Annotated in this window: 20 protein-coding genes; 9 read left to right on the forward strand and 11 right to left on the reverse strand. The window is 72.0% G+C overall.

What is annotated here, in order from left to right:
- Positions 1–135 precede the first annotated feature (135 nt).
- Entirely contained in the window at positions 136–1,029 is an 894-nt protein-coding gene (locus ACWGKJ_RS07840) for an NADP-dependent oxidoreductase (RefSeq protein ID WP_453315687.1), read from the reverse strand.
- A 70-nt stretch (positions 1,030–1,099) separates the two neighbouring features.
- Between ACWGKJ_RS07840 and ACWGKJ_RS07845 the strand changes: the two genes are divergently transcribed.
- A complete protein-coding gene (locus ACWGKJ_RS07845; RefSeq protein WP_385024727.1) occupies positions 1,100–1,690 on the forward strand; it encodes a TetR/AcrR family transcriptional regulator in 591 nt (196 codons plus the stop codon).
- Between the two features lie 143 nt (positions 1,691–1,833).
- Here the strand turns inward: ACWGKJ_RS07845 and ACWGKJ_RS07850 are convergent, their stop codons facing one another.
- A complete protein-coding gene (locus ACWGKJ_RS07850) occupies positions 1,834–3,354 on the reverse strand; it encodes an MFS transporter (protein ID WP_385024725.1) in 1,521 nt (506 codons plus the stop codon).
- 64 nt (positions 3,355–3,418) lie between these two features.
- Entirely contained in the window at positions 3,419–4,585 is a 1,167-nt protein-coding gene (locus ACWGKJ_RS07855) for an NAD(P)-binding protein (protein ID WP_453315688.1), read from the reverse strand.
- A gap of 173 nt (positions 4,586–4,758) precedes the next feature.
- On the opposite strand from ACWGKJ_RS07855, the gene ACWGKJ_RS07860 reads away from it, so the two are divergent.
- Positions 4,759–5,442, forward strand: coding sequence for a pentapeptide repeat-containing protein (locus tag ACWGKJ_RS07860; RefSeq protein WP_385024723.1), 684 nt, complete (start codon positions 4,759–4,761; stop codon positions 5,440–5,442).
- A 328-nt stretch (positions 5,443–5,770) separates the two neighbouring features.
- On the opposite strand, the gene ACWGKJ_RS07865 is transcribed toward ACWGKJ_RS07860, so the two are convergent.
- Entirely contained in the window at positions 5,771–6,268 is a 498-nt protein-coding gene (locus tag ACWGKJ_RS07865) for a hypothetical protein (protein ID WP_385024721.1), read from the reverse strand.
- Between the two features lie 186 nt (positions 6,269–6,454).
- Here ACWGKJ_RS07865 and ACWGKJ_RS07870 point away from each other — a divergent pair, with 186 nt between their 5' ends.
- Entirely contained in the window at positions 6,455–7,846 is a 1,392-nt protein-coding gene (locus ACWGKJ_RS07870) for a M1 family metallopeptidase (RefSeq protein WP_385024719.1), read from the forward strand.
- Positions 7,847–8,102: 256 nt separating this feature from the next.
- On the opposite strand, the gene ACWGKJ_RS07875 is transcribed toward ACWGKJ_RS07870, so the two are convergent.
- Positions 8,103–8,678 carry a TerD family protein gene (locus ACWGKJ_RS07875; protein WP_385019451.1) on the reverse strand — a complete coding sequence of 192 codons (576 nt, stop codon included), beginning with the start codon at positions 8,676–8,678 and terminating at the stop codon, positions 8,103–8,105.
- 202 nt (positions 8,679–8,880) lie between these two features.
- On the opposite strand from ACWGKJ_RS07875, the gene arfB reads away from it, so the two are divergent.
- Positions 8,881–9,309, forward strand: a complete 429-nt coding sequence (arfB, locus tag ACWGKJ_RS07880; protein WP_385019449.1) for an alternative ribosome rescue aminoacyl-tRNA hydrolase ArfB — start codon at positions 8,881–8,883, stop codon at positions 9,307–9,309.
- Between the two features lie 106 nt (positions 9,310–9,415).
- Here the strand turns inward: arfB and ACWGKJ_RS07885 are convergent, their stop codons facing one another.
- Entirely contained in the window at positions 9,416–9,970 is a 555-nt protein-coding gene (locus ACWGKJ_RS07885; RefSeq protein ID WP_385019446.1) for a flavin reductase family protein, read from the reverse strand.
- 427 nt (positions 9,971–10,397) lie between these two features.
- On the opposite strand from ACWGKJ_RS07885, the gene cdgB reads away from it, so the two are divergent.
- The gene (gene cdgB / locus ACWGKJ_RS07890) at positions 10,398–12,086 is read left to right on the forward strand and encodes a diguanylate cyclase CdgB (protein ID WP_385019444.1); all 1,689 of its coding nucleotides are present in this window, start codon (positions 10,398–10,400) and stop codon (positions 12,084–12,086) included.
- Positions 12,087–12,183: 97 nt separating this feature from the next.
- The gene (locus tag ACWGKJ_RS07895; protein WP_385019442.1) at positions 12,184–13,203 is read left to right on the forward strand and encodes a carbohydrate-binding protein; all 1,020 of its coding nucleotides are present in this window, start codon (positions 12,184–12,186) and stop codon (positions 13,201–13,203) included.
- Between the two features lie 85 nt (positions 13,204–13,288).
- Here ACWGKJ_RS07895 and ACWGKJ_RS07900 read toward each other — a convergent pair whose 3' ends face one another.
- From ACWGKJ_RS07900 to ACWGKJ_RS07910, 3 genes are all read right to left on the reverse strand, one after another.
- Positions 13,289–14,215, reverse strand: coding sequence for a 1-phosphofructokinase family hexose kinase (locus ACWGKJ_RS07900; RefSeq protein WP_453315694.1), 927 nt, complete (start codon positions 14,213–14,215; stop codon positions 13,289–13,291).
- Between the two features lie 108 nt (positions 14,216–14,323).
- The gene (gene nagA, locus ACWGKJ_RS07905) at positions 14,324–15,478 is read right to left on the reverse strand and encodes an N-acetylglucosamine-6-phosphate deacetylase (protein WP_385019441.1); all 1,155 of its coding nucleotides are present in this window, start codon (positions 15,476–15,478) and stop codon (positions 14,324–14,326) included.
- Positions 15,478–16,386: an ROK family protein gene (locus tag ACWGKJ_RS07910; RefSeq protein WP_385019463.1), complete on the reverse strand. Its 909-nt coding sequence runs from the start codon at positions 16,384–16,386 to the stop codon at positions 15,478–15,480. The genes nagA and ACWGKJ_RS07910 overlap by 1 nt, the downstream gene beginning before the upstream one ends.
- Before the next feature lie 441 nt (positions 16,387–16,827).
- On the opposite strand from ACWGKJ_RS07910, the gene ACWGKJ_RS07915 reads away from it, so the two are divergent.
- From ACWGKJ_RS07915 to otsB, 3 genes are all read left to right on the forward strand, one after another.
- A complete protein-coding gene (locus ACWGKJ_RS07915; protein WP_385019439.1) occupies positions 16,828–18,045 on the forward strand; it encodes an ABC transporter substrate-binding protein in 1,218 nt (405 codons plus the stop codon).
- Positions 18,046–18,148: 103 nt separating this feature from the next.
- Entirely contained in the window at positions 18,149–18,397 is a 249-nt protein-coding gene (locus tag ACWGKJ_RS07920) for a DUF3263 domain-containing protein (RefSeq protein ID WP_266855597.1), read from the forward strand.
- Positions 18,398–18,524: 127 nt separating this feature from the next.
- A complete protein-coding gene (gene otsB / locus ACWGKJ_RS07925; RefSeq protein WP_385019436.1) occupies positions 18,525–19,373 on the forward strand; it encodes a trehalose-phosphatase in 849 nt (282 codons plus the stop codon).
- Positions 19,374–19,491: 118 nt separating this feature from the next.
- Here the strand turns inward: otsB and ACWGKJ_RS07930 are convergent, their stop codons facing one another.
- Together ACWGKJ_RS07930 and ACWGKJ_RS07935 are read right to left on the reverse strand one after the other, a co-directional pair.
- Complete coding sequence (locus tag ACWGKJ_RS07930; RefSeq protein ID WP_385019434.1) at positions 19,492–20,910, reverse strand: alpha,alpha-trehalose-phosphate synthase (UDP-forming); 1,419 nt, start codon at positions 20,908–20,910, stop codon at positions 19,492–19,494.
- Between the two features lie 141 nt (positions 20,911–21,051).
- On the reverse strand, positions 21,052–22,509 hold the full coding sequence (locus tag ACWGKJ_RS07935) for an APC family permease (protein WP_385019432.1): 1,458 nt from the start codon (positions 22,507–22,509) through the stop codon (positions 21,052–21,054).
- Positions 22,510–22,838 lie beyond the last annotated feature (329 nt).

A 22,838-nucleotide genomic window follows, 5' to 3' on the forward strand; every position in this document is an offset into this window, starting at 1 on the left:
CGACCGGGCCGGTCGGACACCGAGCCGACCAGAAGCCGGCCCGACCGGAAGCCGGCCCGGTCCGGCCCGGTCCGGCCCGGTCGGACACCGCCGTGGTCGGACAACGCCGTGGTCGTCTGACGCGGCCCAGCCCGGTCAGACGACCACGATGCGGCGGCCGCGGGTGTGGCCGGCCTTGCTGTCGATGTGGGCCGCCGCGGCTTCGGCGAGCGGGTACGCCTTCTCGACCGGGATGTGGAGCTTTCCCCGTGAGATGAGGGCAGCGGCCTCGGCGAGCGCGTCCGGCACGCTCCCGGCCACGCCGGAGAAGCGGACGCCGAGGTCCGGTGCGCCGAGATCGGCGATGGAGATCACCTTCCGCGGATCCCCGGTCAGTCCGACGAGTTCGCGGATCACGCCCGAGCCGGACAGATCGAGCGCCGCGTCGACCGGGCCGAGCTGCCGCACCCGCTCGGCCCAGCCCTCCCCGTACGTCGTCGCGAGGGCGCCCAGGCTGCGCAGATAGTCCTGGTTGGCTGCCCCGGCCGTGCCGATCACCTTGATGCCGCGGTCCCGGGCGATCTGCAGCACCGCCGATCCGACACCGCCTGACGCACCGCTGACCAGCAGCGTCTGTCCGGGCCGCACCCCGGTCTCGCGGATGATGCGCAGCGCTGTCTCCACCACGGAGGGGTACCCGGCCGCCTCTTCGAACGACAGCTCCCCGGGCATCCGGGCCCAGGCCCCCAGTACGGCGAACTCGGCATAGGTGCTCGAACCCTCACCGAACACCCGGTCGCCGATCTCGACCCCTTCGACGCCCTCACCGATCTCGTCCACCACCCCGGAGGCGTCGATTCCGACGCCGGAGGGCAGCTCGGTCGGATGGGCCCCGAGGATCTGGCCCTCGCGGATCCTCCAGTCGACGGGGTTCACCCCCGCCACCCGTACGGCGATACGTATCCGGCCGGGGCCCGCGTGGGGCTCATCGGCGTCTATGAGGTGCAGGACGTCCGGGCCGCCGAACTCGGCGAAGCTCACTTTCTTCATGCCGGTGACCGTAGCACTAACAGTTAGCTTTTCGTAACGGTTACGGATTTGTATTTGGTAGCGTCAGGCCATGACCGTGCCGACCGGACGCCGTGAGCGAAAGAAGGCCGAGACCCGCCGGAGGATCGCCGACACCGCGCTGCGGCTCTTCCTGGAGCGCGGATACGACGCGGTGGGCATCCGCGATGTGGCCGCCGAGGCCGATGTGGCCGTCACCACGCTCTTCTCGCACTTCGCGTCGAAAGAGGCCCTGGTCTTCGAGCAGGACGAAGGGTTCGAGCAGCGTCTTGCCCGGGCGGTCACCGGCCGGGCACCGCACGAGCCGCTCATCCCGGCGCTGCGCAGGGAGATCCAGGCCCTGGTGCGCCACTGCACGGCGGACAGCGCCGCCCCGGTCTGGCGCATGGTCGACGCGTCGCCCGCCCTGCGGAAGTACGAGGAGTCGATGAGGCTGCGCCACGCGGAGTCGCTGGCGGCCGCCATCGCCGCCGAACCCGGCCTGGCGCGGTCGGCGACGGCCGCGCGGACGATCGCCAGGTTCGTGATCGACGCCTATTCGCTGGCCCGCGAGGAGGCCGACCCGGAGGCCGCGGTGGACGAGATCTTCCGGATGATCGAAGCGGCCTGGGAGGCCGGTTCGCCTCCGGCGGGCGGGCGCTGAGGCTGCCTCCGTCGGTGCGTCCGTGCGGGCGGTCGCTCAGCCTGCCTCCCCCTGTGCGGGCGGGCGCTGAGCCTGCCTCCCTGTGTGCGGGCGGGCGGGCGGTCGCTGAGCCGCCCCCCTCTGCGCGGGCGGTCGCCGAGCCGTCAGCCCCCCGCCGCCCCGGCGGCCTCCGCCTCCGCCGCCTCGCGTCGGCTGGGCGAGCCCGCGGTCACCATGACGAAGGCGAGCACCGCGCCCACCACCATGAAACCGGCCGCCCACGCCGTCGCGATGTTGAAGCCGTGCACCACCGCGGTCTTCGAGAGCTGTGCCTGCGCCGTCTTGCTGATTCCGGGCCGCATATGGCTGGTGAGGTAACTCGCCGTGGTCGTCGTGGCGATGGTGTTGAGCAGGGACGTGCCGATCGATCCGCCCACCTGCTGGGCCGTGTTGACAGTCGCCGACGTGACGCCCGAGTCCTGTGGGGCGACGCCCGCGGTGGCCGTCGCCATCACCGGCATGAAGACGAGGCCCATGCCGAGACCGAGCATCATCGTGCCCGGCAGGATGTGCTCGACGTAGTTGGAGTGCGTCCCGATGAAGGTCAGGGCGAAGAGCCCGCCCGCGCCGATCAGCATCCCGGGCGCCATCAGCAGCCGCGGCGGTACGTGGTGCAGCAGCCGGGCCGAGACCTGCGTCGAGACGATGATGATCATCGCGGACATCGGGAGGTACGCGATCCCCGCGCGCATGGGGCTGTAGCCGAGGATGCCCTGGAGGTAGTACGTCAGGAAGAGGAAGAGGCCGAACATGGCCAGCGTCGCCATCCCCATGGTGATCATCGAGCCGGCCCGGCTGCGGTTGCTGATGATGTGCAGCGGCAGCATGGGGTGGGCGGCGCGCGTCTGCCACCAGGCGAAGACGGCGAGCAGCACGACACCCACGATGAGCAGGGAGACGACGAGGGACGAGGACCAGCCGTGCGATTCGGCCTCGCTCACCGCGTAGACGATCGCGACGAGGCCGCCGCAGCCGAGAATCGCGCCCGGGATGTCGAGATGGCTCTCGCGCGCTCCCTGGCGGTCGCTGAGCAGGGCGAAGGCGCCGAACACGGTGATGGCCGCGATGGGCACATTGACGTACAGACACCAGCGCCAGTCGAGGTACTCGGTGAGGACGCCGCCGAGCAGCAGCCCGATCGCGGCACCCGCGCCCGCGATCGCGCCGTAGATCCCGAACGCCTTGGCGCGCTCCCTGCCCAGCGAGAAGGTGGTGGTGAGCAGGGACAGCGCGGACGGCGCGAGCAGCGCCGCGAACGCACCCTGGAGCGCGCGGGCCGCGAAGAGCATCGAGCCGTTGACCGCCCCGCCGCCGAGCGCCGAGGCGGCGGCGAAGCCGATCAGACCGATGATGAACGTGCGTTTACGGCCGACGAGGTCGGCGACCCGGCCACCGAGCAGCAGCAGTCCGCCGAACGCCAGGGTGTACGCCGTGATGACCCACTGGCGGTTGCCGTTGCTCAGGTGGAGGTCGTGCTGCGCGGACGGCAGGGCGATGTTCACGATGGTGGCGTCGAGCACCACCATCAGCTGCGCCAGCGCGATGATGCCGAGCCCCCACCAGCGGTGGGGGTCGGGCTGGTCGGGACTGGTGGGCTCCGGGGTGGGCGTCGCCGGCTCGCTCATCTGTCCAGAAGATCACAGAATGGGGCAGTTCGCTCCTTCTCCGCATGGGGCACCTGGCCTGCCGCTACGGGTGCAGGCTGACCTCAAGGCCGCTTGAGGTCAGGGCCAGGCTGGTCGCCTCCATCGCGCTGTTGAAGGAGACCTCCGCGAGCATCCCCGGCGCTGCGGTCTGGTCGCCCGCGAGGAACACCCCGTCGCCGCGCCGGATCGCGGGCCGGTCGCGCCAGGTGGTGCCGGGCGGGTCGACCGCGCCCGTGCGCCCCGCCGCGACGGACGCGCCGCGCCAGGTGACACGTGTGCGCCAGCCCGGGAAGCCCAGGTCGAGCAGGCGCTCGGCGTGGGCGACGCCGTCCGCCTTCGACGCGTCGGGCGCGAGTGGCAGCTGCCCCTGGATCAGCTGCTCACCGGCCGGGGCCAGAGTCGGATCCTGCGCGGTGAACCGTTCGATCCAGCCCGGCGCGTCCAGGTCGGAGATCACCCAGGCGTCACCGCGCCGGGTCCTGAGCGCGATGTCGACCAGCGCCGTACGGCCGCTGGGCCAGCGCAGATGGGACTCACCGAGCAGGGTGCGTGCCGCGTCCAGGGAGGTCGCGACGATCACCGGGCCCTGCGCCGTGGGGAGTTCGGTGACGCGGGCGCCGGTCTCGATCCGTACGCCCAGCTCCCGTGCGCGGTCGGCCATCCGGCCGACGAGGGTGCCCCAGCCGCCCCGTACGAAGTGCGCCTCGGGCGGCAGTGACGCGGCCCGGCGCAGCCTGCTGTGGACGAAGGCCGCGGAGAGCGAGCCGGGGTCGTGGTGGAAGAGGGCGACCCCCACGTAATGGGCGGCGGCGCGTGCGCCCGCCGCACCGACCCGGGAGGTGGCCCAGGAGAGGAAGTCCTGCTCCACGGGGGCCTGTCCGGCGGGCCGCCGCGCCAGCCTGAGCAGCGCGAGCGGCGGTGTCCTGCGTAGCCTCCCGCCGTGATGGAGCCGCAGCCGGGTGGCCTCCAGGGCCGGTACGGCCACGACCGGGCCGAGCAGCCCCTGCCGGCTGAGCCAGGCCCAGTGCGGGCCGCCCCGGTAGATCGCGTGCGGTCCTTCGTTGACGCGGTACGGGCCTTCGGCCGTACGTGCCCGGCCGCCCAGGGTGTGGTGGGCCTCCAGCAGGGTGACCCGGGCGCCCGCTTCGGCGGCGGTGATGGCGGCGGTGAGCCCGGCGAAACCCCCGCCGACCACGGTGATGTGGCGCATGGTGGTCCGTCCCTTCTCCGTGTCGTGCTGTCCTGTCCTGTGTCTGTTTCTGTGTCTGTTCCGGAGGGCGACCGCTCTTTTTCGGACGCTCTCTGTCATCAGGACGGATGGAGCGGACGCAGATGTGACATCCGGGAAGGTTCGATGTCAGTGGTGTGGGTCACCATGAAGACATGGCAGTACGGAACGGCACGAAGAGAACCCCACAGGTACGACGGCCGGAAGTGCGGCTTCCGCCCCTCAGCCCCTACGCCGGGCGGGGCCTTGAGCCCGATGGTGATTACGACGGACTGGAGTTCACCGGCGAGGACTTCACCGGACAGTCGGGCCGCGGGGCCCGTTTCATGGACTGCTCGCTGCGCGAGTGCGTGCTGGAGACGACGGAGCTGACGCGGGCGCGCTTCATCGACTCCGTATTGACCGGTGCGCGAGGCGTGGGGACGGACCTGGCGGAGGCGTCCCTGCGCGATGTCGAAGTGGTGGACGCCCGGCTCGGCGGCGTCCAGCTGCACGGAGCCGTCCTGGAACGGGTGGTGGTGCGTGGCGGGAAGATCGACTATCTCAACCTGCGGGAGGCGCGTCTCAAGGACGTCGTCTTCGAGAACTGCGTCCTGGCCGAGCCGGACTTCGGGTCGGCGCGGCTGGAGCGGGTGGAGTTCACCGGGTGCAGGCTGCGCGGGGCGGACTTCAGCGGCGTACGGATGAAGGACGTGGACCTGCGGACGGTGGCCGAGCTGGACATCGCGCGCGGGGTGGAGCGGCTGGCGGGCGCGGTCATCAGCCCGGTGCAACTGCTGGCGCTGGCACCGGCGTTCGCGGCACAGATCGGTGTACGGGTGGCGGCACCGGGCGAGTAGGGCCGCGGGGCCCGCCGGTCCGCCTGCCTGCCCGCCCGCGCGCCGGCCCGCTGGCCTGCCTGCTCGCCTGCCTGCCCGCTCGCCTGCTCGCCTGCCTGCCCGCTCGCCTGCTCGCCTGCCTGCCCGCTCGCCTGCTCGCCTGCCTGCCCGCTCGCCTGCCTGCCCGCTCGCCTGCCTGCCTGCTCGCTCGCCCGCTCGCCCGCCTGCTCGCTCGCCCGCTCGCCTGCCTGCTCGCCCGCTCGCCTGCCTGCTCGCCCGCTCGCTCGCCCGCTCGCCCGGAGCGTGCCGCGCAGGGCACGCCGTTGGCGGCTGCGCGCTGCCGTCCCGGCTACACCCGGGGGAACCGCCCCTGCAGGTTCCAGATCACCGGGTTGTCCGCGAGGCCCTCATGCATGTCCCCCAGATCGGCGATCAGGTCGTGCAGGAAGTCCCGTGCCTCCCGCCGCAGCACCCTGTGCCCGAACGTCAGCGGGTCCTCCTCCACCGGCATCCAGTCGGCCGCGACATCCACCCAGCCGAACCGCCGCTCGAAGAGCATCCGGTCCGTCGACTCGGTGAAGTCCAGCTCCGCGTGGAGCGGCCGGGAGGCGCGGTTGCCGCGCGGATCCCGGTCGAGCTGTTCGACGATGTCGCAGAGCGCCCACGCGAAGTCGAGCACCGGAACCCATCCCCAGGCTGTGGACACCTCGCGGTCCGCCTTGGTGTCGGCGAGGTAGACGTCACCGCAGAAGAGGTCGTGCCGCAGCGCCCGGACGTCCGCGCGGCGGTAGTCGGTCTGCGGGGGGTCCGGAAAGCGGCGGGAGAGTGAGTAGCCGATGTCGAGCACGGATCGATGGTGTCACGGGCACGCACACCGGTTCACCGCGCGGCCGTACACCGCTGGGCTCCCGGGCCCGCCCGTCCACCACCACTCACCACAAGCCACCACCGCCGGTCCGTACGTTCTCGCGACGCGCCCCGCCCGCGGGACGGCGGTGCGCGTCCGCTGCCCGCTCGCTCATAGGATCGAGACGTGGACCAGCGCCGACGTCGTACAGCCGTACCCACAGCGGTGGGGGCCGCCCTCCTCCTTCTCGCGGCGTGCGGCGGGGGTGTGCACGGGAAGCCGGGCGGCAGCCGACTGCACCACCCCGACCCGTACTTCCCCCGGCTGGGCAACGGCGGCTACGACGTCAGCCACTACGGCCTGACCCTCGCCTACGACCCGGATTCCGGCCGGCTCACCGGCACCGCCGACATCACCGCCCGCGCCACCCAGGACCTCTCCGCCTTCACCCTGGACTTCACCGGGATGACCGTGCGGGGCGCCACCGTCGACGGCCGTTGGGCCCCCGCCCATCGCGCAGGCAGCGAACTGACCCTCCGCCCGCACCACGACCTCGCGCGGGGCGACACCTTCCGTACCGTCGTCCGCTACGCCGGTACCCCGAAGACGATCACCGACCCGGACGCATCCGAAGAGGGCTGGCTGCCGGACGACGACGGTGCGCTCGCCCTCGGGGAGCCGACCGGCTCCATGGCGTGGTTCCCGGGGAACAACCACCCGTCGGACAAGGCCACCTACGACATCACGGTCACCGTGCCCGCCGGGCTCCAGGCCGTCTCCAACGGCCGGCTGACCTCGCAGCGGACCAGCGGGGGCCGTACCACCTTCCACTGGCACACCGGCCGGCCGATGGCGAGCTATCTCGCGATGCTGGCGATCGGCCGGTACCGGACGCACTCCTTCAAGGCGCCGTCCGGACTGCCGGTCTTCACGGCGGTCGCCCAGTCGGAGGTCAAGAGCAGCGCCGCCGTGGTGGCCCGGATCCCCGAGATCATCGCCTGGGAGAGCAAGGAGTTCGGCCCGTACCCCTTCGACTCGGCGGGCGCGGTCATCGCTCCCACCGGCGCCGCGGGCTACTCGCTGGAGACCCAGACCAGACCGGTGCTCCCCGCCGACCAGGCGAGCCTCTCGACGCTGGTGCACGAGCTGTCCCACCAGTGGTTCGGCGACTCGGTGACCCCCGAGTCCTGGCGCGACATGTGGCTGAACGAGGGGTTCGCGACGTACGCGACCTGGCTGTGGGACGCGGACCACGGCGGCGAGAGCATCCAGGACCACTTCGACGACGCCTACGACTCCGAGGGCAACTGGGACTTCCCCCCTGCCGACCCCCCGGGCCCCAAGGAGATCTCGACCTCGCCGGTGTACGGGCGGGGGGCGATGGTGCTGCAGATGGTCCGCCGGACGGTCGGCGACAAGGCGTTCTTCGCGCTGCTGCGGGGCTGGGCCAGGGACCACCGGTACGGGAACGCCGACACGGCGGACTTCACGCGGTACGCGGAGAAGAAGACCGGCAGGGACCTGAGCGCGGTCTGGAAGACCTGGCTGTACGGCAAGGGGAAGCCCGCCAAGCCGTAGCCGCGGGCTGCCGCCGGGCCGTGGCGAGAGGCCACCCGACGGGCCGCCGACCGGACGGGTCGCGTCCCCGACGGGCCGCCCCGACGTGCCGTCCCGACGTGCCGTCCCGACGGGCCGCCCCGACGTGCCGTCCCGGCCGGCCGCCCCGACGTGCCGTCCCGGCCGGCCGCCCCGCCGGGCCGTCCCGGCCGGCCGGCCCGACGGGCCGCGCCCCCGGCTGCTGCCGAGGGCGCGGCCCGTGGTGTCGTCCCTGGCGTCAGACCGAGACGCCGAAGTCCTGGGCGATGCCGACCAGGCCCGACGCGTAACCCTGGCCGACCGCGCGGAACTTCCACTCCGCGCCGTTGCGGTAGAGCTCGCCGAAGACCATCGCGGTCTCCGTGGCGGCGTCCTCGCTCAGGTCGTAGCGGGCGATCTCGGCCTCGCCGGCCTGGTTGACGATCCGGATGAAGGCGTTCCGCACCTGGCCGAAGTTCTGCGAGCGGTTCTCCGCGTCGTAGATCGAGACCGGGAAGACGATCTTCTCGACGTCGGCGGGCAGGCCGGCCAGGTTGACCTTGATCTGCTCGTCGTCGCCCTCGCCCTGGCCCGTGACGTTGTCACCGGTGTGCACGATGGTCTGGTCCGGCGTCGCCTTGTTGTTGAAGAAGACGAAGTGGCCGTCGGAGTAGACCTTGCCCTCGCCGTTCACCGCGATGGCGGAGGCGTCGAGGTCGAAGTCGGTGCCGGTGGTCGTGCGGACGTCCCAGCCGAGGCCCACCGTGACGGCGGTCAGGCCCGGGGCCTCCTTGGTGAGCGAGACGTTGCCGCCCTTGGACAGGCTTACAGCCATGGGGATGTCCCTTTCCGTTCGGTGCGCGGGCTTCGTGTGGTCACGAAGCTACCGTCACCCGCCATAACGTCGGCAGGGGACCGGGAGGTTCCAACTCTCCCCGCCCTCTTTGCTTTCTTTACCCGGCGCGCGGCGGACCACCGAACGGCCCCGGCCGCGAAAAAAGGGTGACGCACCGGCTCGGACCGGCGACCATGGACATATGTCCGGTCCCTATGTCGTCCGTGGTGCGGTCTCCCTGCCGGAGGCCGAACTCATGTGGCGTTTCTCGCGCTCGTCAGGACCCGGCGGCCAGCACGTCAACACCAGTGACACGCAGGTGGAGCTCCGCTTCGACCTCGCGAACACGGAGGCGCTGCCACCGGTCTGGAAGGAGCGCGCCCTGGAGCGGCTGGCCTCCCGGCTCGTCGGCGGGGTGGTCACCGTACGGGCGTCGGAGCACCGGTCGCAGTGGCGCAACCGCGAGATGGCGGCGGTGCGGCTCGCCTCGCTGCTCGCGGAGGCCACGGCGCCGCCGCCGAAGCCGCGGCGGGCCACGAAGATCCCTCGCGGGATCAACGAGCGGCGGCTGCGGAACAAGAAGCAGCGCAGCGACACCAAACGGGGCCGGGCCGGCCGCGGCTGGGACTGACCCGCGTCCGGCCCCGCACGGGCGGGAACGTTCCCCGGACCGTAAGGCGCCTTACGGAGGGAGCCCCGCCTCCGGCCCCACTCGGGCGGGAGCCCGCTCCCCGCCCTCACCCCAGCTGCCGGTACCGCCCCTGGAAGTACGCCAGCGGGCCGGTCTCCCGGCCGGGCAGATCCGTCGTCAGGACGCGGCCGATCACCAGGGTGTGGTCCCCCGCCACCACCCGCTGCTCCGTCACACACTCCAGCGTCGCCAGCGCGCCCCCGATGAGCGGGGCCCCCGACACCTCGCCGCGGGTGAACGCGAGATCGGCGAAGAGCAGCTCGTCGCTGATGCGGCCCTTCATCGAGAACCGGCCCGCGATCTGCCGCTGACTCTCCGCCAGGAGCGAGGCCGCCCAGTACGGCTGCTCCGCCAGCAGGTCGTCCATCCGGGAGTCGTTCCGTACGCTCACCATCGCCAGTGGCGGGTCCAGCGACACCGACATGAACGAGGTCGCCGTCATCCCGACGTCGGCGCCGCGCGGGCCGCCGTCCACGTCATGGGCGGTCACCAGCACCACACCGGCGGCCAGCCGGGACATGGCGGCGCGGAAGTCGTCGTTGCTCACCCCCTCAGGATGGGGGATGGGCTCGGAACGCGGGGCGGGGATCGTCTGGGACACATCAGGAACGCTAGCTCCGGCCGCGGACCCGCCACATCGGTCCACAGGACCAGACAGGTCCTAAGACCCGGCCCCGGACCCGACCCGCCCGGACCCACCCCGGCCGGGACCCGCCCGGACCCCCGGCCCCGGACCCGCCAGGACCCACGGCCGGCCGGCTGCTTCTCATCCGGCTTCTCGTCCGTCTGTCCGCCCGGCTTCCCGCCCTCCGCGCATCGGGCTTCTCATTCGTCTCAATCGCCTCAATCGGCTCATCCCGCCCATTCAACCCCCCGTACCCCCTTGTGACTTGAGTCACGACCGGCATAAATTGTTGACCCTGCGTACCTGGTGCACAGCTCGCTGTGATTCAGTGGCGGAGACACTGCACCAAGAGCGCCGATCAAGAACCCTGGAGTTGCTGTCGAGGTCTCGGGGAGAGCGAACGATGGAGAGCGAGTCGGAGCCGTACGTCCGTCTTGCGACCCTGCGGCAGTTGCACCAGGCGGTCGCCCAACTCAACCAGGCCCGCAGCCTGGCGGACACCCTGCAGACCGTGGCCGACGGCGTCGTGGCCGGGCTCGGCTATGAGCTGGCCTGCGTCAATGTGGTGCGTCCGGACGGCGACCTCATGGTCGCGGCCCTCGCCGGGGACGACTCCGCCGCCGCCCTGATGACCGGCCGCGTCGGCTCCCGCACCTCCTGGGAGCGCAGGCTCTCCATGGGCGTGGCCTGGGGCGACCTGAGGTTCATCCCGTACACCGAGGGCTGGGTCCTCGACAACGACGACGTGCCGCAGGTGCACAACGACGGCCCGGAGCCGCGTTTCGAGGACGAGTGGCACCCGTCCGACCGGCTCTTCGCCCCGATGTACGCGACCGACGCCTCCGGCGGTGAGCTGATCGGCGTCATATCCGTCGACCGCCCGCGCAACGGCAGGCACCCCGGGGCGTGGGGCCAGGAAGCGCTCCAGATGTACGCGTTCCAGGCCGCCATCGCGATCAGCAACGCCCGGCTGCGCTCCAACATGCAGCGCGCCCTGGTCCGCCTGGAGCGTGAGCAGCAGGCCCTGCGCGCCAGCGAGGAGTCTTTCCGGCAGGCCTTCGAGTACGCGCCGAGCGGGATGGCCATCGCGGAGATGGGCGGCGACCAGCACGGCAGGCTGCTGCGGACCAACGACGCGCTCTGCCGGCTGCTCGGAAGGCCCGCTTCCGCGATGCGCCGGTACTCCTTCGCCGATCTGGTCCACCCCGAGGACGTCGGCACCCTGCTGCGCACCTCCGCCGAGGGCGGCCGCGCCGAGCTGCGGCTGCGGCGCCGCGACACCTCGTACGTCTGGGTCTCGCTCCGCAACTCCGTGGTGGCGGACACCACCGACGGCCCCCGTTTCCTGCTGACCCACGTCGAGGACGTCGAGGAGCGCAAGCGCCATGAGCTGGCCCTCGCGCACCGCGCATCGCACGACTCGCTGACCGGGCTGCCCAACAGCGCGGAGCTGCGCGCCCGGCTCAGCTCCCGGCTCTGCGAGTGGCCGGACGCGGTGCGCGAGACGGCCGTCGAGGCGCTGGACGCGGCGTACGAACAGGGTCCCGCGGGGGCGGACCGGGCGTACGGGACGAGTCCGTTCGCCTTCGGTGGCGGGTCGGGCGCCGGTCTCTACGAGCATGTGCACACCGTCGCCCCCTCGTCCGAGACCGGGGACGGGACCGGGGGAGCGGGGCCGGACGGCGACGACGGGACGAAGGGCCTCGCGGTGCTCTTCTGCGACCTCGACGGCTTCAAGTCGATCAACGACCGCTTCGGCCACCACACCGGGGACGCGGTCCTCATCGAGGTGGCGCGCAGGCTCACCTCCGGGGTGCGCGACGGTGACACGGTCGCCAGGCTCGGCGGTGACGAGTTCGTCGTCCTGGCGGACGGTCTCGGCTCGGCGGACGCCGCCGACCTGGCCGTACGGCTGCGGAACGCGATCATTCCGCCCATCCGGGTGGACGGCAGGGCGGTCCGCGTCGGGGCCAGCTTCGGCATCGGCTGGGCGAGCTGCGGCATGACGGTCGAAGAGGTGCTGCGCTCCGCCGACCAGCGGATGTACGTGGAGAAGCGGTCCAGGTCCAAGCTGCACCGGCGGGCCGGGTAGGGCCTTTCGCCGGTGGCCGGGACCGTCCGGACTGGCCGGACCGTTCATCCGTACGGGGTAGGCTCCCCGGGTCAGCGATGTGTGAGGAGTGCAAGGGATGACGGCCGGCAACAACGGCGCGAGCACACCCGAGGACGACGATCCGTTCGGCTATCTGTACGAGGACGGCCGGGCAGCAGGAGCCGTTCCCCCGCCCGGCGGCGGCGGATACGGCTACCCGGGTCCGACGTCCGGCGGGCAGCCCGGGGTGCCCCGGACGTCGTACAACCATGTGCGGACGGTCGGCGAGCGCCAGTACGGGCAGCAGGCACCGCAGGCTCCTCAGCAGGGGTACGGGTATCCGCCCCAGCAGCACGGTCAGCAGGCGTACGGCCAGCAGCAGGCGTACGGCCGGCCGACCGCGCAGTACGCGGCACCGGAGACCTATCCCGGCGGTCCCCCCGTCCAGCAGCCCCCGCGGCAGCCGGGCAACGGCGGCCGGGGCGGCCCGAACCACAAGGGGCTGCTGATCGGCGCGGTCGCGGTGGTCGCGGTCGTTCTCATCGGGATCGGGGTGGCGCTGGCGACCAGCGGCGACTCGAAGGACCAGGACGCCGCGCCGGACAACTCGGGCGGCGGCCAGACCACCGCCGAGACGGCCCAGCCCAGCAAGAGCGCGTCGGCGAAGCCCCCGAAGACCGAGCTGCCGAAGCAGGACGCCGCGACGCTCCAGCTCAGCGGTGCGGCGACGACCAGCAAGGACGTGCCGGGCGCCAAGGGCTCCGGGGGCACCTATGTGGTGATCAACCAGCCCGGCGACTCGGCTACCTGGACGGTGGACGCCCCCTCGGCCGGCCCCTACCGGCTCTCCATCGACTACGGCGTGCCGGGCAAGGACGCCAAGACCTCGCTCACCGTGAACGGCGACGCGAAGCCCGGGTCGGTCAACATGAAGAACTACGCCGGAGCCCCGGACGGTGACGCCTCGAAGGGGTGGACCAACACCTGGAACCTGGTCAACCTCAAGAAGGGCTCCAACACCATAAAGATCTCCTGCGAGGACGGCGACCAGTGCGGCGTCAACCTGGACCAGGTCTTCCTGCAGACCCAGGACGGCAAGTCCACCATGACGCCCTGACATGACGCACTGACATGACGCCCTGACATGACGCACTGAGACGGCAAGGCCGAGCGTCCGTGAGTCCCGCCGGGACGGGCCCGGACTAGGCCGACGGTGTGTGAGCGGTGACGAGGACCTGCGGAAGCAGGTCCTCGTACGCTTTCCGGTCGAACTCGCCCGCCGCGGGCGCCAGCACGGTGGCCGCCGAGAGCGCCACCGCCCTGGCCAGCCGTTCCGGCCATGGGAGTTCTTCCACCAGACCCGAGAGCAGTCCGGCGACCGCCGAGTCGCCCGCGCCGGTCGGGTTGCCCTGGAAACGGGCCGGGGGCAGCGCCTGCCAGCTGCCCTCGGGCGATGCGGCCAGCATCCCTTCGGCGCCGAGTGAGGCGACCACGGTGTGGGCGCCGCGGCGGCGGGCATCGCGGGTGGCGCGCTGCGGTTCGCGGGAGCCGGTCAGCTGGGCCAGTTCGTCGGCGTTCGGCTTGACCAGGTCGGGGCGGGCGGCGATGCCCCGGCGCAGCGGCTCACCGCTGGTGTCCAGGAGGACCGGGACCCCGGCGCCGCGGGCCTGCTTCACCAGCTGGGCGTAGGCGCCGACCGGGACGCCCGGCGGCAGGCTGCCGCAGAGGGCCACCGCTTCGGCGTCGGCCAGCAGCTTTCCGTACGAGGTGAGGAAGGCGTCCCACTCGTCGGCCGATATGGTCGGCCCCGGCTCGTTCAGCTGGGTGGTGTCGCCCGACTCCGCGTCGACCACGGCGATCGTGCGCCGGGTGGTCCCGGCGCACGGGACGAGCGCGTCGGTGGGCGGCAGCCCGGCGAGCAGTTCGCGGAGCACCCCGCCGGTCGTCCCGCCGGCGAAGCCGGTGACGACGGTCTCATGGCCGAGTGCCGCGAGCACCCGGGCCACGTTGAGCCCCTTGCCGCCCGCGCGCTCGGTGACCGATTCGACTCGGTGACTGGCGTGCGGGATCAGCGCAGGGACGTGGTAGGTGATGTCCAGGGCGGTGTTCAGGGTGACGGTCAGCAGCACTTGATTGATCATGCCAAACAGAGAGCGGCAGGCCCAGCCCTGAGCCTGCCACTTTCTGTCATTTCTGCTTGATTGTGATCAATCACAGTAGGTTTTAATCAATTCCGATCATGGCTGCTTCGGTTCGATCACCCAGGCGCCCTTGCGCATCACGCCGGCCAGGGCGAAGTCCGCGTCCAGGACGACCAGGTCCGCGTCCTTGCCGGGCTCCAGCGAGCCGATCCTGTCGTACAGGCCGAGCAGCCGCGCCGGGTTGGCCGACAGGGACCGTACGACGTCGTCGACCGGCAGCTTGTCGATGGTCACCGCGCGCCGGAAGGCCGTGTCCAGGGTGAGCGTGGAGCCCGCGATCGAGCCGCCTTCGGCCAGCCGGGCGACGCCGTCCCTGACCTCGACCTCCAGCGGGCCGAGCAGATAGACGCCGTCGCCGAAACCGGCGGCGTCCATCGCGTCCGTGATGAAGGCGACCCGCCCGGGGCCCGCCGAGCGGTACGCCAGCTCCAGGGCGGCCGGGTGCAGATGCGTACCGTCGTTGATCAGCTCGACGGTGACCCGCTCGTCCTCCAGGAGAGCGGCGATGGGTCCGGGGTCGCGGTGGCCGAACGGCGGCATCGCGTTGAAGAGGTGGGTGGCGACGCTCGCACCCGCCTCGATGGCCTCGACGGTCTGCTCGTACGTGGCATCGGTGTGGCCGACGGCCGCGATGACGCCGTTCTCCACGAGGAGGCGTACGGAGTCGATGCCGCCCTTCATCTCGGTGGCCAGCGTGAACATCTTGGCCGTGCCGCGCGCCGCGTCCATCAGCTTGCGGACGTCGGCCGGGTCGGGGTCGCGCAGCAGCGAGGGGCTGTGCGCACCCTTGCGGCAGGGGGAGATGAACGGGCCCTCGAAGTGGATTCCGGCCAGATCGCCCTGCTCGACCAGTTCGGAGAGGACCGCGGCCCGCTCGGCGAGGAAGTCCATCTCGCCGGTGACGGTCGAGGCGACCATCGTCGTCGTGCCGTGGAGCCGGTGGGTGTCGATGCCCTTGAGCACCTCCTCGGGGGTGCCGGAGGTGAAGGAGGCCCCGCCGCCGCCGTGTACGTGCATGTCGACGAAGCCGGGGACCACCCAGTGCCCGGCAAGATCGACGACCGCCGCGTCCTCGGGAGCGCTCCCGGCGATGCGCGAGCCCTCCACGATGACCCGGCCGCCATCGACGGTCCCGGTCGGCAGCACCACCCGGGCTCCGGAGAGGACTGTGCTTGCTTCGCTTCCGGCCATCAGGCGGATACCTCCGTGGAGAGAAGATCCCAGGCGAGCAGCCCTGCGCCCAGGCATCCAGCGGTGTCCCCGAGGGCCGCCGGGACGATGTGGGGCAGCTTCTGGAACGTCACGCGTTCCTCCACCGCCGCCCTGAGTGGTACGAACAAGGTTTCCCCGGCCTCGGCGAGCCCGCCACCGATGATCAGCGTGCGGGGGTCGAGCAGGGTGAGCGCGGTGACCAGGCCGTCCGCGAGCGCGTCCACCGCGGTCCGCCAGACGGCGACGGCTCTCGGGTCGCCCGACTCGACGGCCTTGGCACAGTCGGCCGCGTCGGCCTCCGGATCGCCGGACGCCTCGGCCCAGGCCAGCGACACCGCAGAGGCGGAGGCGTACCGCTCCAGGCAGCCGCGCTGCCCGCAGCCGCAGTCGACGCCGCCGGGCCGTACGACGATGTGGCCGATCTCCCCCGCGTACCCGTGGGCGCCCGCCTCGATGGAGCCCGCGATGCCGATGGCGCCCGCGATGCCGGTGCCGAGCGGCATGAAGAGGAAGCGGTCGGCGCCCTTGCCCGCCCCGATCCGGCCCTCGGCGAGCCCGCCGGTGCGGACGTCGTGGCCGAGCGCCACCGGGATGCCGTGCAGCCGGGCGCTGAGCAGCTTCCGCATCGGGACGTCGCGCCAGCCGAGGTTGGAGGCGTAGACGGCGACGCCGTTCTCCGCGTCGATGATGCCGGGGACCGCCACACCGGCGGCCGACGCGGTCCGGCCGAAGTGCTCCTCGCCGTACGCGCGCAGCTCGGCGGCGAAGTCGAGGATCGTCTCGACGACGGCCTCGGGGCCGCGCTCCCGGCCGGTGGCGCGGCGCGCCTCGTGGAGCAGGGTGCCGTCCGCCCCGACCAGGGCGGCCTTCATACCGGTGCCGCCCACGTCGAGGGCGATGACATGGTCTTCGGCCGGGAGACCGGGGGTGGTTCCCCGGGAGAATGCAGTCACCCGGACAGTGTGGCTCGGATAACCGAAAAAGGTCTAGTCCACTCTCTGGGATTGTTGCGCATCCATACAAAGTCCGGGCAAAGATCCGGGCGGAGATCGGGACGGACACCCGGACGGAGACCCGGGCGGAGAACGGGGTGCGGCACCCCTGTGGAACGGGCGGGCCACCGTCCCATACACGTGATGCCCCTGTGATCCGTGTTGCCGAAGCGAGACCGGAGGGCTGTGGACCCGCACATGGCCCTCGGGGAAAATCACAGCCACGTGCGGCGGTACGGCACGGGGGACCGGCTGGAGCCTGACCAGACAGAGGGTGGGAAAAGGGTCGTGCAGCGGCGCTTCTTGGGGCTTACAGCGGCGGTTGCCGCGCTCGGAATGACAGCGGTGCTCTCCGGCTGCGGATCGGACGGCGGATCGGGTGACGTCACCCTGAAGGTCGTCGCCGCCAACTACGACCCGGACGACGGCCCCAGCAACCAGCAGTACTGGGACAGACTCGCCGCCGCCTTCGAGGCGAAGAACCCGCACATCAAGGTCGACGTCTCCGTCTACTCTTGGAAGGTCATCGACGCGAAGGTCGCCGCGATGGTCAAGTCGGGCCACGCGCCCGACATCGCGCAGATGGGCTCGTACGCCGACTACGCGGACCAGGGAAAGCTGTACAGCGCGGACGACCTGCTCTCCATAGGCGTCCAGTCCAACTTCCTGACCTCGCTCTCGGACGCGGGCGAGCAGGACCGGGTGCAGTACGGGATGCCGTTCGTCGCCTCCACCCGGCTGCTCTTCTACAACGAGAAGATGTTCTCGGACGCGGGCCTCAAGGCGCCGAAGACCTGGGACGACCTCAAGTCCGACGCGCAGGCGCTCAAGGCGCGGGGCGTGAAGTACCCGTACGCCCTTCCGCTGGGCACCGAGGAGGCGCAGGTCGAGGCCACCCAGTGGCTGTTGAGCGGCGACGGCGGGCTCACCGACGGCGTCGGTACGTACACGATCGACTCGGTGCAGAACGTCAAGACCTTCAACTGGCTGAAGAACGAGCTGGTCGGCGCCGGCCTCACCGGGCCCGTACCGCCCGCCGACTTCGACCGCAGGCAGGCGTACGCGGCCTTCACCAAGGGCCAGGTGGGCATGCTCAACGGCCATCCGCAGCTGGTGCAGCAGGCCGTCAAGAAGGGCATCAAGGTCGGTATGGTCCCGATGCCGGGGGTCAGCGGACCCACCAAGGCGACCATGGGCGTGGCCGACTGGATCATGGGCTTCAAGCAGAACGGCCACCGCACCCAGATCGGTGCTTTCCTGGACGACGTCTTCAGCGACAAGAACGTCCTCGACCTCACCCGCCAGTACAACCTGCTGCCCACCACCACATCGGCCTCCGGCACGCTGGCGGAGGACCCGCGCCACAAGTCCCTCAAGACCTTCCTGGACGAGCTGCCCAACTCGCAGCTGCCGCCGGTCGGCAAGACGTCCTGGTCGGTGGTGAGTGACGACATGAAGAAGGAGATCGGCAAGGCCCTCCAGCCGGGCGGCAACCCGGCGAGTGTCCTCAACCAGATCCAGAGCGAGGCGGCGGCAGCGCAGAACGCGGAGTAGCAGCCGGGGCGGAGCAGCGGCGGCGGCCCGGGAGCGCGGTCCGGTCGCGGTGCCGCCGGGTACGGGTGGCCCGGCCGCCGGGCTCCCCAGTACGTTGGTTCGTATGACTGGCGACGACGCGCACGGCCCCGCGCTCCCCGAGCGCGACCGCGCCGTACTCGCGCTGGAGCGCCGCTCCTGGCCGGGCGCCGGCGCCAAGGAGCGGGCCATCAGGGAGCAGCTCGGCATCTCACCGGTCCGCTACTACCAGCTCCTCAACGCCCTGCTGGACGACCAGGCGGCCCTGGCCCACGACCCGGTGACGGTCAACCGGCTGCGGCGGGTCCGGGCGGCCCGCCGCGAGCGGCGCTGAGCCCTGGGGCGCCCGGGCCTGACCCGCCCCGGTCTGTGCCACCCGGTCTGACCCGCCCGGCCTGTGTTGTCCCGGTCGGCCCGGCCCGTACGAAGCCCCCGGCCCGTCACCCCGCTAGGGTCGCCCCATGGGCAGCTCACCGAACACCCTGCCGACCCCCGCCACCGCCGCAGGCCGTGACGGCCTCGCCGCCTTCCTGGCCGTGCCCCGGAAAGCCGTGGTGGCACTCGACTTCGACGGCACGCTCGCCGATATCGTCCCCGACCCGGAGCAGGCCCGCGCCCACCCGGGCGCCGTCCCCGCGCTCGTCGCGCTCGCGCCGCGGATCGCGTCCGTCGCGGTCGTCACCGGGCGCCCGGCCGAGGTGGCCGTGGAGTACGGGGGGCTCGCCGGCGTCGCGGGCCTTGAGCACCTGGTCGTACTCGGCCACTACGGCGCGGAGCGCTGGGACGCGGCCACCGGCACGGTCGACGCCCCGGCCCCGCACCCCGGCGTCGCCGCCGTCCGCGCCGAACTCCCCGCGCTGCTGGAGGCGGAGAGCGCCGGGCGCGGCAGCTGGGTGGAGGACAAGGGGCGGTCGGTGGCCGTGCACACCCGCCGCGCCGCCGAACCCGAAGCCGCCTTCGAGGCCCTGCGCGCCCCGCTGGCCGCGCTCGCCGCACGGCACGGCCTCATCGTGGAGCCGGGCCGGATGGTCCTGGAGCTGCGCCCGCCCGGCGTCGACAAGGGCGCGGCGCTGACGGCGTACGTACGGGAGTCGGGCGCCGGTGCCGTCCTCTACGCCGGGGACGACCTCGGGGACCTGCCCGCCTACGACGCCGTCGACGTGCTCCGCGGACAGGGTGTGCCGGGGCTGCTGGTGTGCAGCGGCGGCGACGAGGTGCCCGAACTGGCCGCGCGGGCCGACCTGGTGGTGCCGGGGCCGGGCGCGGTGGTCGCCCTGCTCGCGGCGCTCGCCGACGCGGTCACGCCGTAACGGCGCTCGCAGACCCGGTCACGCCGTAACGACGCTCGCCGACCCGCCACGGGGTCACGGCGAGAGCGGAGCCGGTCACCGGGTGACGGCGCTCGCCGGCGCCGTCACGCCGTGAGTGCTATCCGGCGGCCGGGCCCAGTGCGTTCAGCTGGTCCAGGAACCACCGCTGCGGGGGCAGCGCGGTCGCCGCGGCGGCCAGCCGCTCGCTGCGCTCGGCGCGCTCGGCGTCCGGCAGGGTGAGCGCCTCGTGCAGGGCGGCCGCGGTGGCGCTCACGTCGTACGGGTTCACGGTGATCGCGTCGCGCCCCAGCTCCTCGTACGCCCCGGCCTCCCGCGAGAGCACCAGCGCGCACCCCTGGTCGGAGACCACCGGGACCTCCTTGGCGACCAGGTTCATACCGTCGCGGATCGGGTTGACCAGGGCGACGTCCGCGAGCCGGTAGGCGCCGAGCGAGCGGGCGAAGTCGTCCTTGAGGTAGAGCGCGACCGGCGTCCAGTCCGCCGTCCCGTAACGGGAGTTGATCTCGTCGGCGACCCGCCGTACCTCGTCCATGTAGGCGCGGTAGACCGCGAGGTCCTGCCGTGAGGGGTAGGCGAACGCCATGTGCACCACCCGGCCGCGCCATTCGGGGCGGGTGTCGAGCAGCTCCCGGTAGGCGAGCAGCCCGCGCACGATGTTCTTGGACAGCTCGGTGCGGTCCACCCGGACGATCGTCTTCCGGCGGGTCTCCGGGCCCTCGCCCGTGGAGCCGCCGATCCGTTCGCGCAGCTCGGCCATCCGCTCGTCCACATCGGGCTGGTGCGACCGCTTCCGCAGGAAGTCCGCGTCGGCGCCGAGACCGTGCACCGAGATCACGGTGGAGTCCCCGGTGCCGCCGACCACCTCCGTACAGCAGGCGGTGAAGGCGTCGGCCCAGCGCCGGGTCAGGAATCCGGCCCGGTCGGCGCCGAGGATGCCGCGCAGCACCTCCGCGCCGATGTCGTCGGGGAGCAGCCGGAAGTACTCGGGGGGCGCCCACGGGGTGTGCGAGAAGTGCGCGATCCGCAGGTCGGGGCGGAGCTCGCGGAGCATCCCCGGCACCAGGCAGAGGTGGTAGTCCTGCACCAGCACGGCGGCGCCTTCGGCGGCCTCGGCGGCCAGCGCGTCGGCGAAGGCCCGGTTGTACGTACGGAACGCGTCCCACCGGCGCCGGAACTCCGCGTCGAAGACCGGCTCCAGCGGGGTCTGGTAGAGCATGTGGTGGACGAACCAGAGCACGGAGTTGGCGATGCCGTTGTACGCGTCGGCGTGCACCTCGGGGTCGATGTCCAGCATCCGCACCCCGTCCTCGGCGATCCCGCGCCGCACGGCGGCCCGGTCGCCCTCGCCGAGGGCCGCGCAGACCCAGAGCGAGTCGGCGTCCCCCTCGACGGCGGAGAGCCCGGAGACGAGACCGCCCCCGCCGCGCTTGGACGTGAGTTCACCGTCGTCGCGGAGGGTGTACGAGACGGGGCCCCGGTTGGAGGCGACGAGGACGCGGGCGCGGGGAGAGGCCATGACGCGAACCTAGCCCGTGCCGCGAACGCTCAAACGTGGGGCGCTCGGCGTGGGCGCTGGGGTGGGGCGCTCGGCGTGCTCGGCGTGAGAACCCGGGGGCCCCGGGGCGGCGCGGGCCGGGCGGCCGCGCGGGGCGGTCCGTCAGTGCGGCGCCGCGGCTCCGTCGGCGGCGGGGGCGCGCTCGTCCTCCGGGACGGAGATCACCCAGTGGGTGGCCTGCCGGGGCCGGAGGTAGAGCGCCCAGTACGCGGCGGCGGCCACCACGACGGCCCCGGTGATCACCAGGCTCTGGGCGCTCTGCTGGCAGAGCACCCAGGCCAGGACGACGACCAGCAGGGCCGGGACGGCGGGCCACAGCGGCATGCGCCAGGCCAGCCGGTGCTTGTGGTCACCGCGCCGCGACACCAGGGCGCCCAGGGCGACGAAGACGTACATCGCGGCCACCGCGACACCCGTGACATCGCTCAGCGTGTCCAGATTGACGAAGCACAGCACCGCCCCCGGCACGCCCACGGCCAGCGTCGCCGCCCAGGGGGAGCCGTACCGCTTCCCGATGTGCGACAGGACGCGGTTGGCGGCGGCCGGCCAGGCGGCGTCGCGTGCCGACGAGTAGACGACGCGGGAGTTCTGGATCACCATCACGATCGCCGCGTTGATGATCGCCAGGGCGATGCAGAGGCTGACGAACGTGCCGACGCCGGAGTTGCTCCACCTCTGCACCATGCCCGCCACATCACCGGTGGCGAGGGTCCCGAGGTCCGGGGCACCGAGCGTGATCGCGACGACCGGGATCAGTACGACGGCGGCGCCGATGGCGAGCGTCCAGAGCACGGTGCGGGAGACGTTGCGGCGCGGGTTGTCCATCTCCTCGGCCAGATACACGGCGGTCGAGAAGCCCTGGAGGATGAAGAGCGCGGTGGCGAGCCCGGTGACGATCAGCCCGGCGGTGACGGGCGAGCTGTGGCCGTGTCCTGCGTCCATCACCGGGTGGACGAGCACCGATGCGGAGCGGCTGGTGTGGCTGAAGCCGAGGAAGGCGACGACCGCGCAGGCCACCACTTCGAGTACCAGGAAGATCCCGGTGATCCAGGCGTTGGCACGGAGGTCCAGCAGGCCCATCGCGGTGGCGAGCAGCATCACACCGGCCGCCGTGTACTGCGGGTCCAGATGCGCGAGCGGCGCCAGATAGTCGGCGGTGCCCAGCGCGATGATCGGCGGCACGATCATGACGACGATCAGTGAGAGCACGAAGACCAGCCAGCCGGCGAGGCGGCCCATCAGGGTGCCCACCATGGCGTACTCGCCACCCGAGCTCGGTATGAGCGTGCCCAGCTCCGAGTAGGTGAACGCGACCCCGATACAGAGCAGGCCCGCGATGGCGATGGTGAGGGCCGTCCCGGTGCCCAGGGTGGCGAACGAGTCCGGCACGATCACGAAGAGCGACGATGCCGGGGTCAGACAGGAGAGCGTCAGCAGCGTGCCGCCCACCACACCGATGGACCGGGTGAGCGTGGGAGCCTCCCCCGCCGTCACGGCACGGGTGTCCGCCGCCGGTTTCCCGGGGGCTGCGGCAACGGTCGTGTCGGGCGTAGAGGTCATCCGTCGTCCCATCGGTACTGGCGGCAGGGGGAGGGCCGGTGGCATGAGGGGGAGGCACTCCCCGGCGCGAGCCACCGATGAGTACCGCACATGCACGGCGGACCATGAGCGGACCAAGAGGGGCGTTCACGCCGCTCCGGTGACCGAAATACAACTCGCGACGCCGATTCCCGTCAAGGGTTCGTTAACGCGTCATTGCAACGGAATCCGTTGTGCGGTCAGGGATACGCGGCGCTCATCACCGCTTCGAATGCGGTGATTGCACGGATATCGCGGCTTGAAAAGGGGTGCGGATTCTCGTGCCGGCTTTGGCCAAATCCTTTCCATGG

This window comes from Streptomyces sp. NPDC054757 (assembly GCF_053612185.1).

Coding starts and splice junctions, on each gene's coding strand:
- ACWGKJ_RS07895 (WP_385019442.1), top strand. CDS start 12,184: ATGACGGCCGGCAACAACGGCGCGAGCACACCCGAGGACGACGATCCG.
- ACWGKJ_RS07935 (WP_385019432.1), bottom strand. CDS start 22,509: ATGACCTCTACGCCCGACACGACCGTTGCCGCAGCCCCCGGGAAACCG.
- ACWGKJ_RS07860 (WP_385024723.1), top strand. CDS start 4,759: ATGGCAGTACGGAACGGCACGAAGAGAACCCCACAGGTACGACGGCCG.
- otsB (WP_385019436.1), top strand. CDS start 18,525: ATGGGCAGCTCACCGAACACCCTGCCGACCCCCGCCACCGCCGCAGGC.
- nagA (WP_385019441.1), bottom strand. CDS start 15,478: ATGGCCGGAAGCGAAGCAAGCACAGTCCTCTCCGGAGCCCGGGTGGTG.
- ACWGKJ_RS07840 (WP_453315687.1), bottom strand. CDS start 1,029: ATGAAGAAAGTGAGCTTCGCCGAGTTCGGCGGCCCGGACGTCCTGCAC.
- ACWGKJ_RS07920 (WP_266855597.1), top strand. CDS start 18,149: ATGACTGGCGACGACGCGCACGGCCCCGCGCTCCCCGAGCGCGACCGC.
- ACWGKJ_RS07875 (WP_385019451.1), bottom strand. CDS start 8,678: ATGGCTGTAAGCCTGTCCAAGGGCGGCAACGTCTCGCTCACCAAGGAG.
- ACWGKJ_RS07930 (WP_385019434.1), bottom strand. CDS start 20,910: ATGGCCTCTCCCCGCGCCCGCGTCCTCGTCGCCTCCAACCGGGGCCCC.
- ACWGKJ_RS07915 (WP_385019439.1), top strand. CDS start 16,828: ATGACAGCGGTGCTCTCCGGCTGCGGATCGGACGGCGGATCGGGTGAC.
- ACWGKJ_RS07850 (WP_385024725.1), bottom strand. CDS start 3,354: ATGAGCGAGCCGGCGACGCCCACCCCGGAGCCCACCAGTCCCGACCAG.
- cdgB (WP_385019444.1), top strand. CDS start 10,398: ATGGAGAGCGAGTCGGAGCCGTACGTCCGTCTTGCGACCCTGCGGCAG.
- ACWGKJ_RS07855 (WP_453315688.1), bottom strand. CDS start 4,585: ATGCGCCACATCACCGTGGTCGGCGGGGGTTTCGCCGGGCTCACCGCC.
- arfB (WP_385019449.1), top strand. CDS start 8,881: ATGTCCGGTCCCTATGTCGTCCGTGGTGCGGTCTCCCTGCCGGAGGCC.
- ACWGKJ_RS07845 (WP_385024727.1), top strand. CDS start 1,100: ATGACCGTGCCGACCGGACGCCGTGAGCGAAAGAAGGCCGAGACCCGC.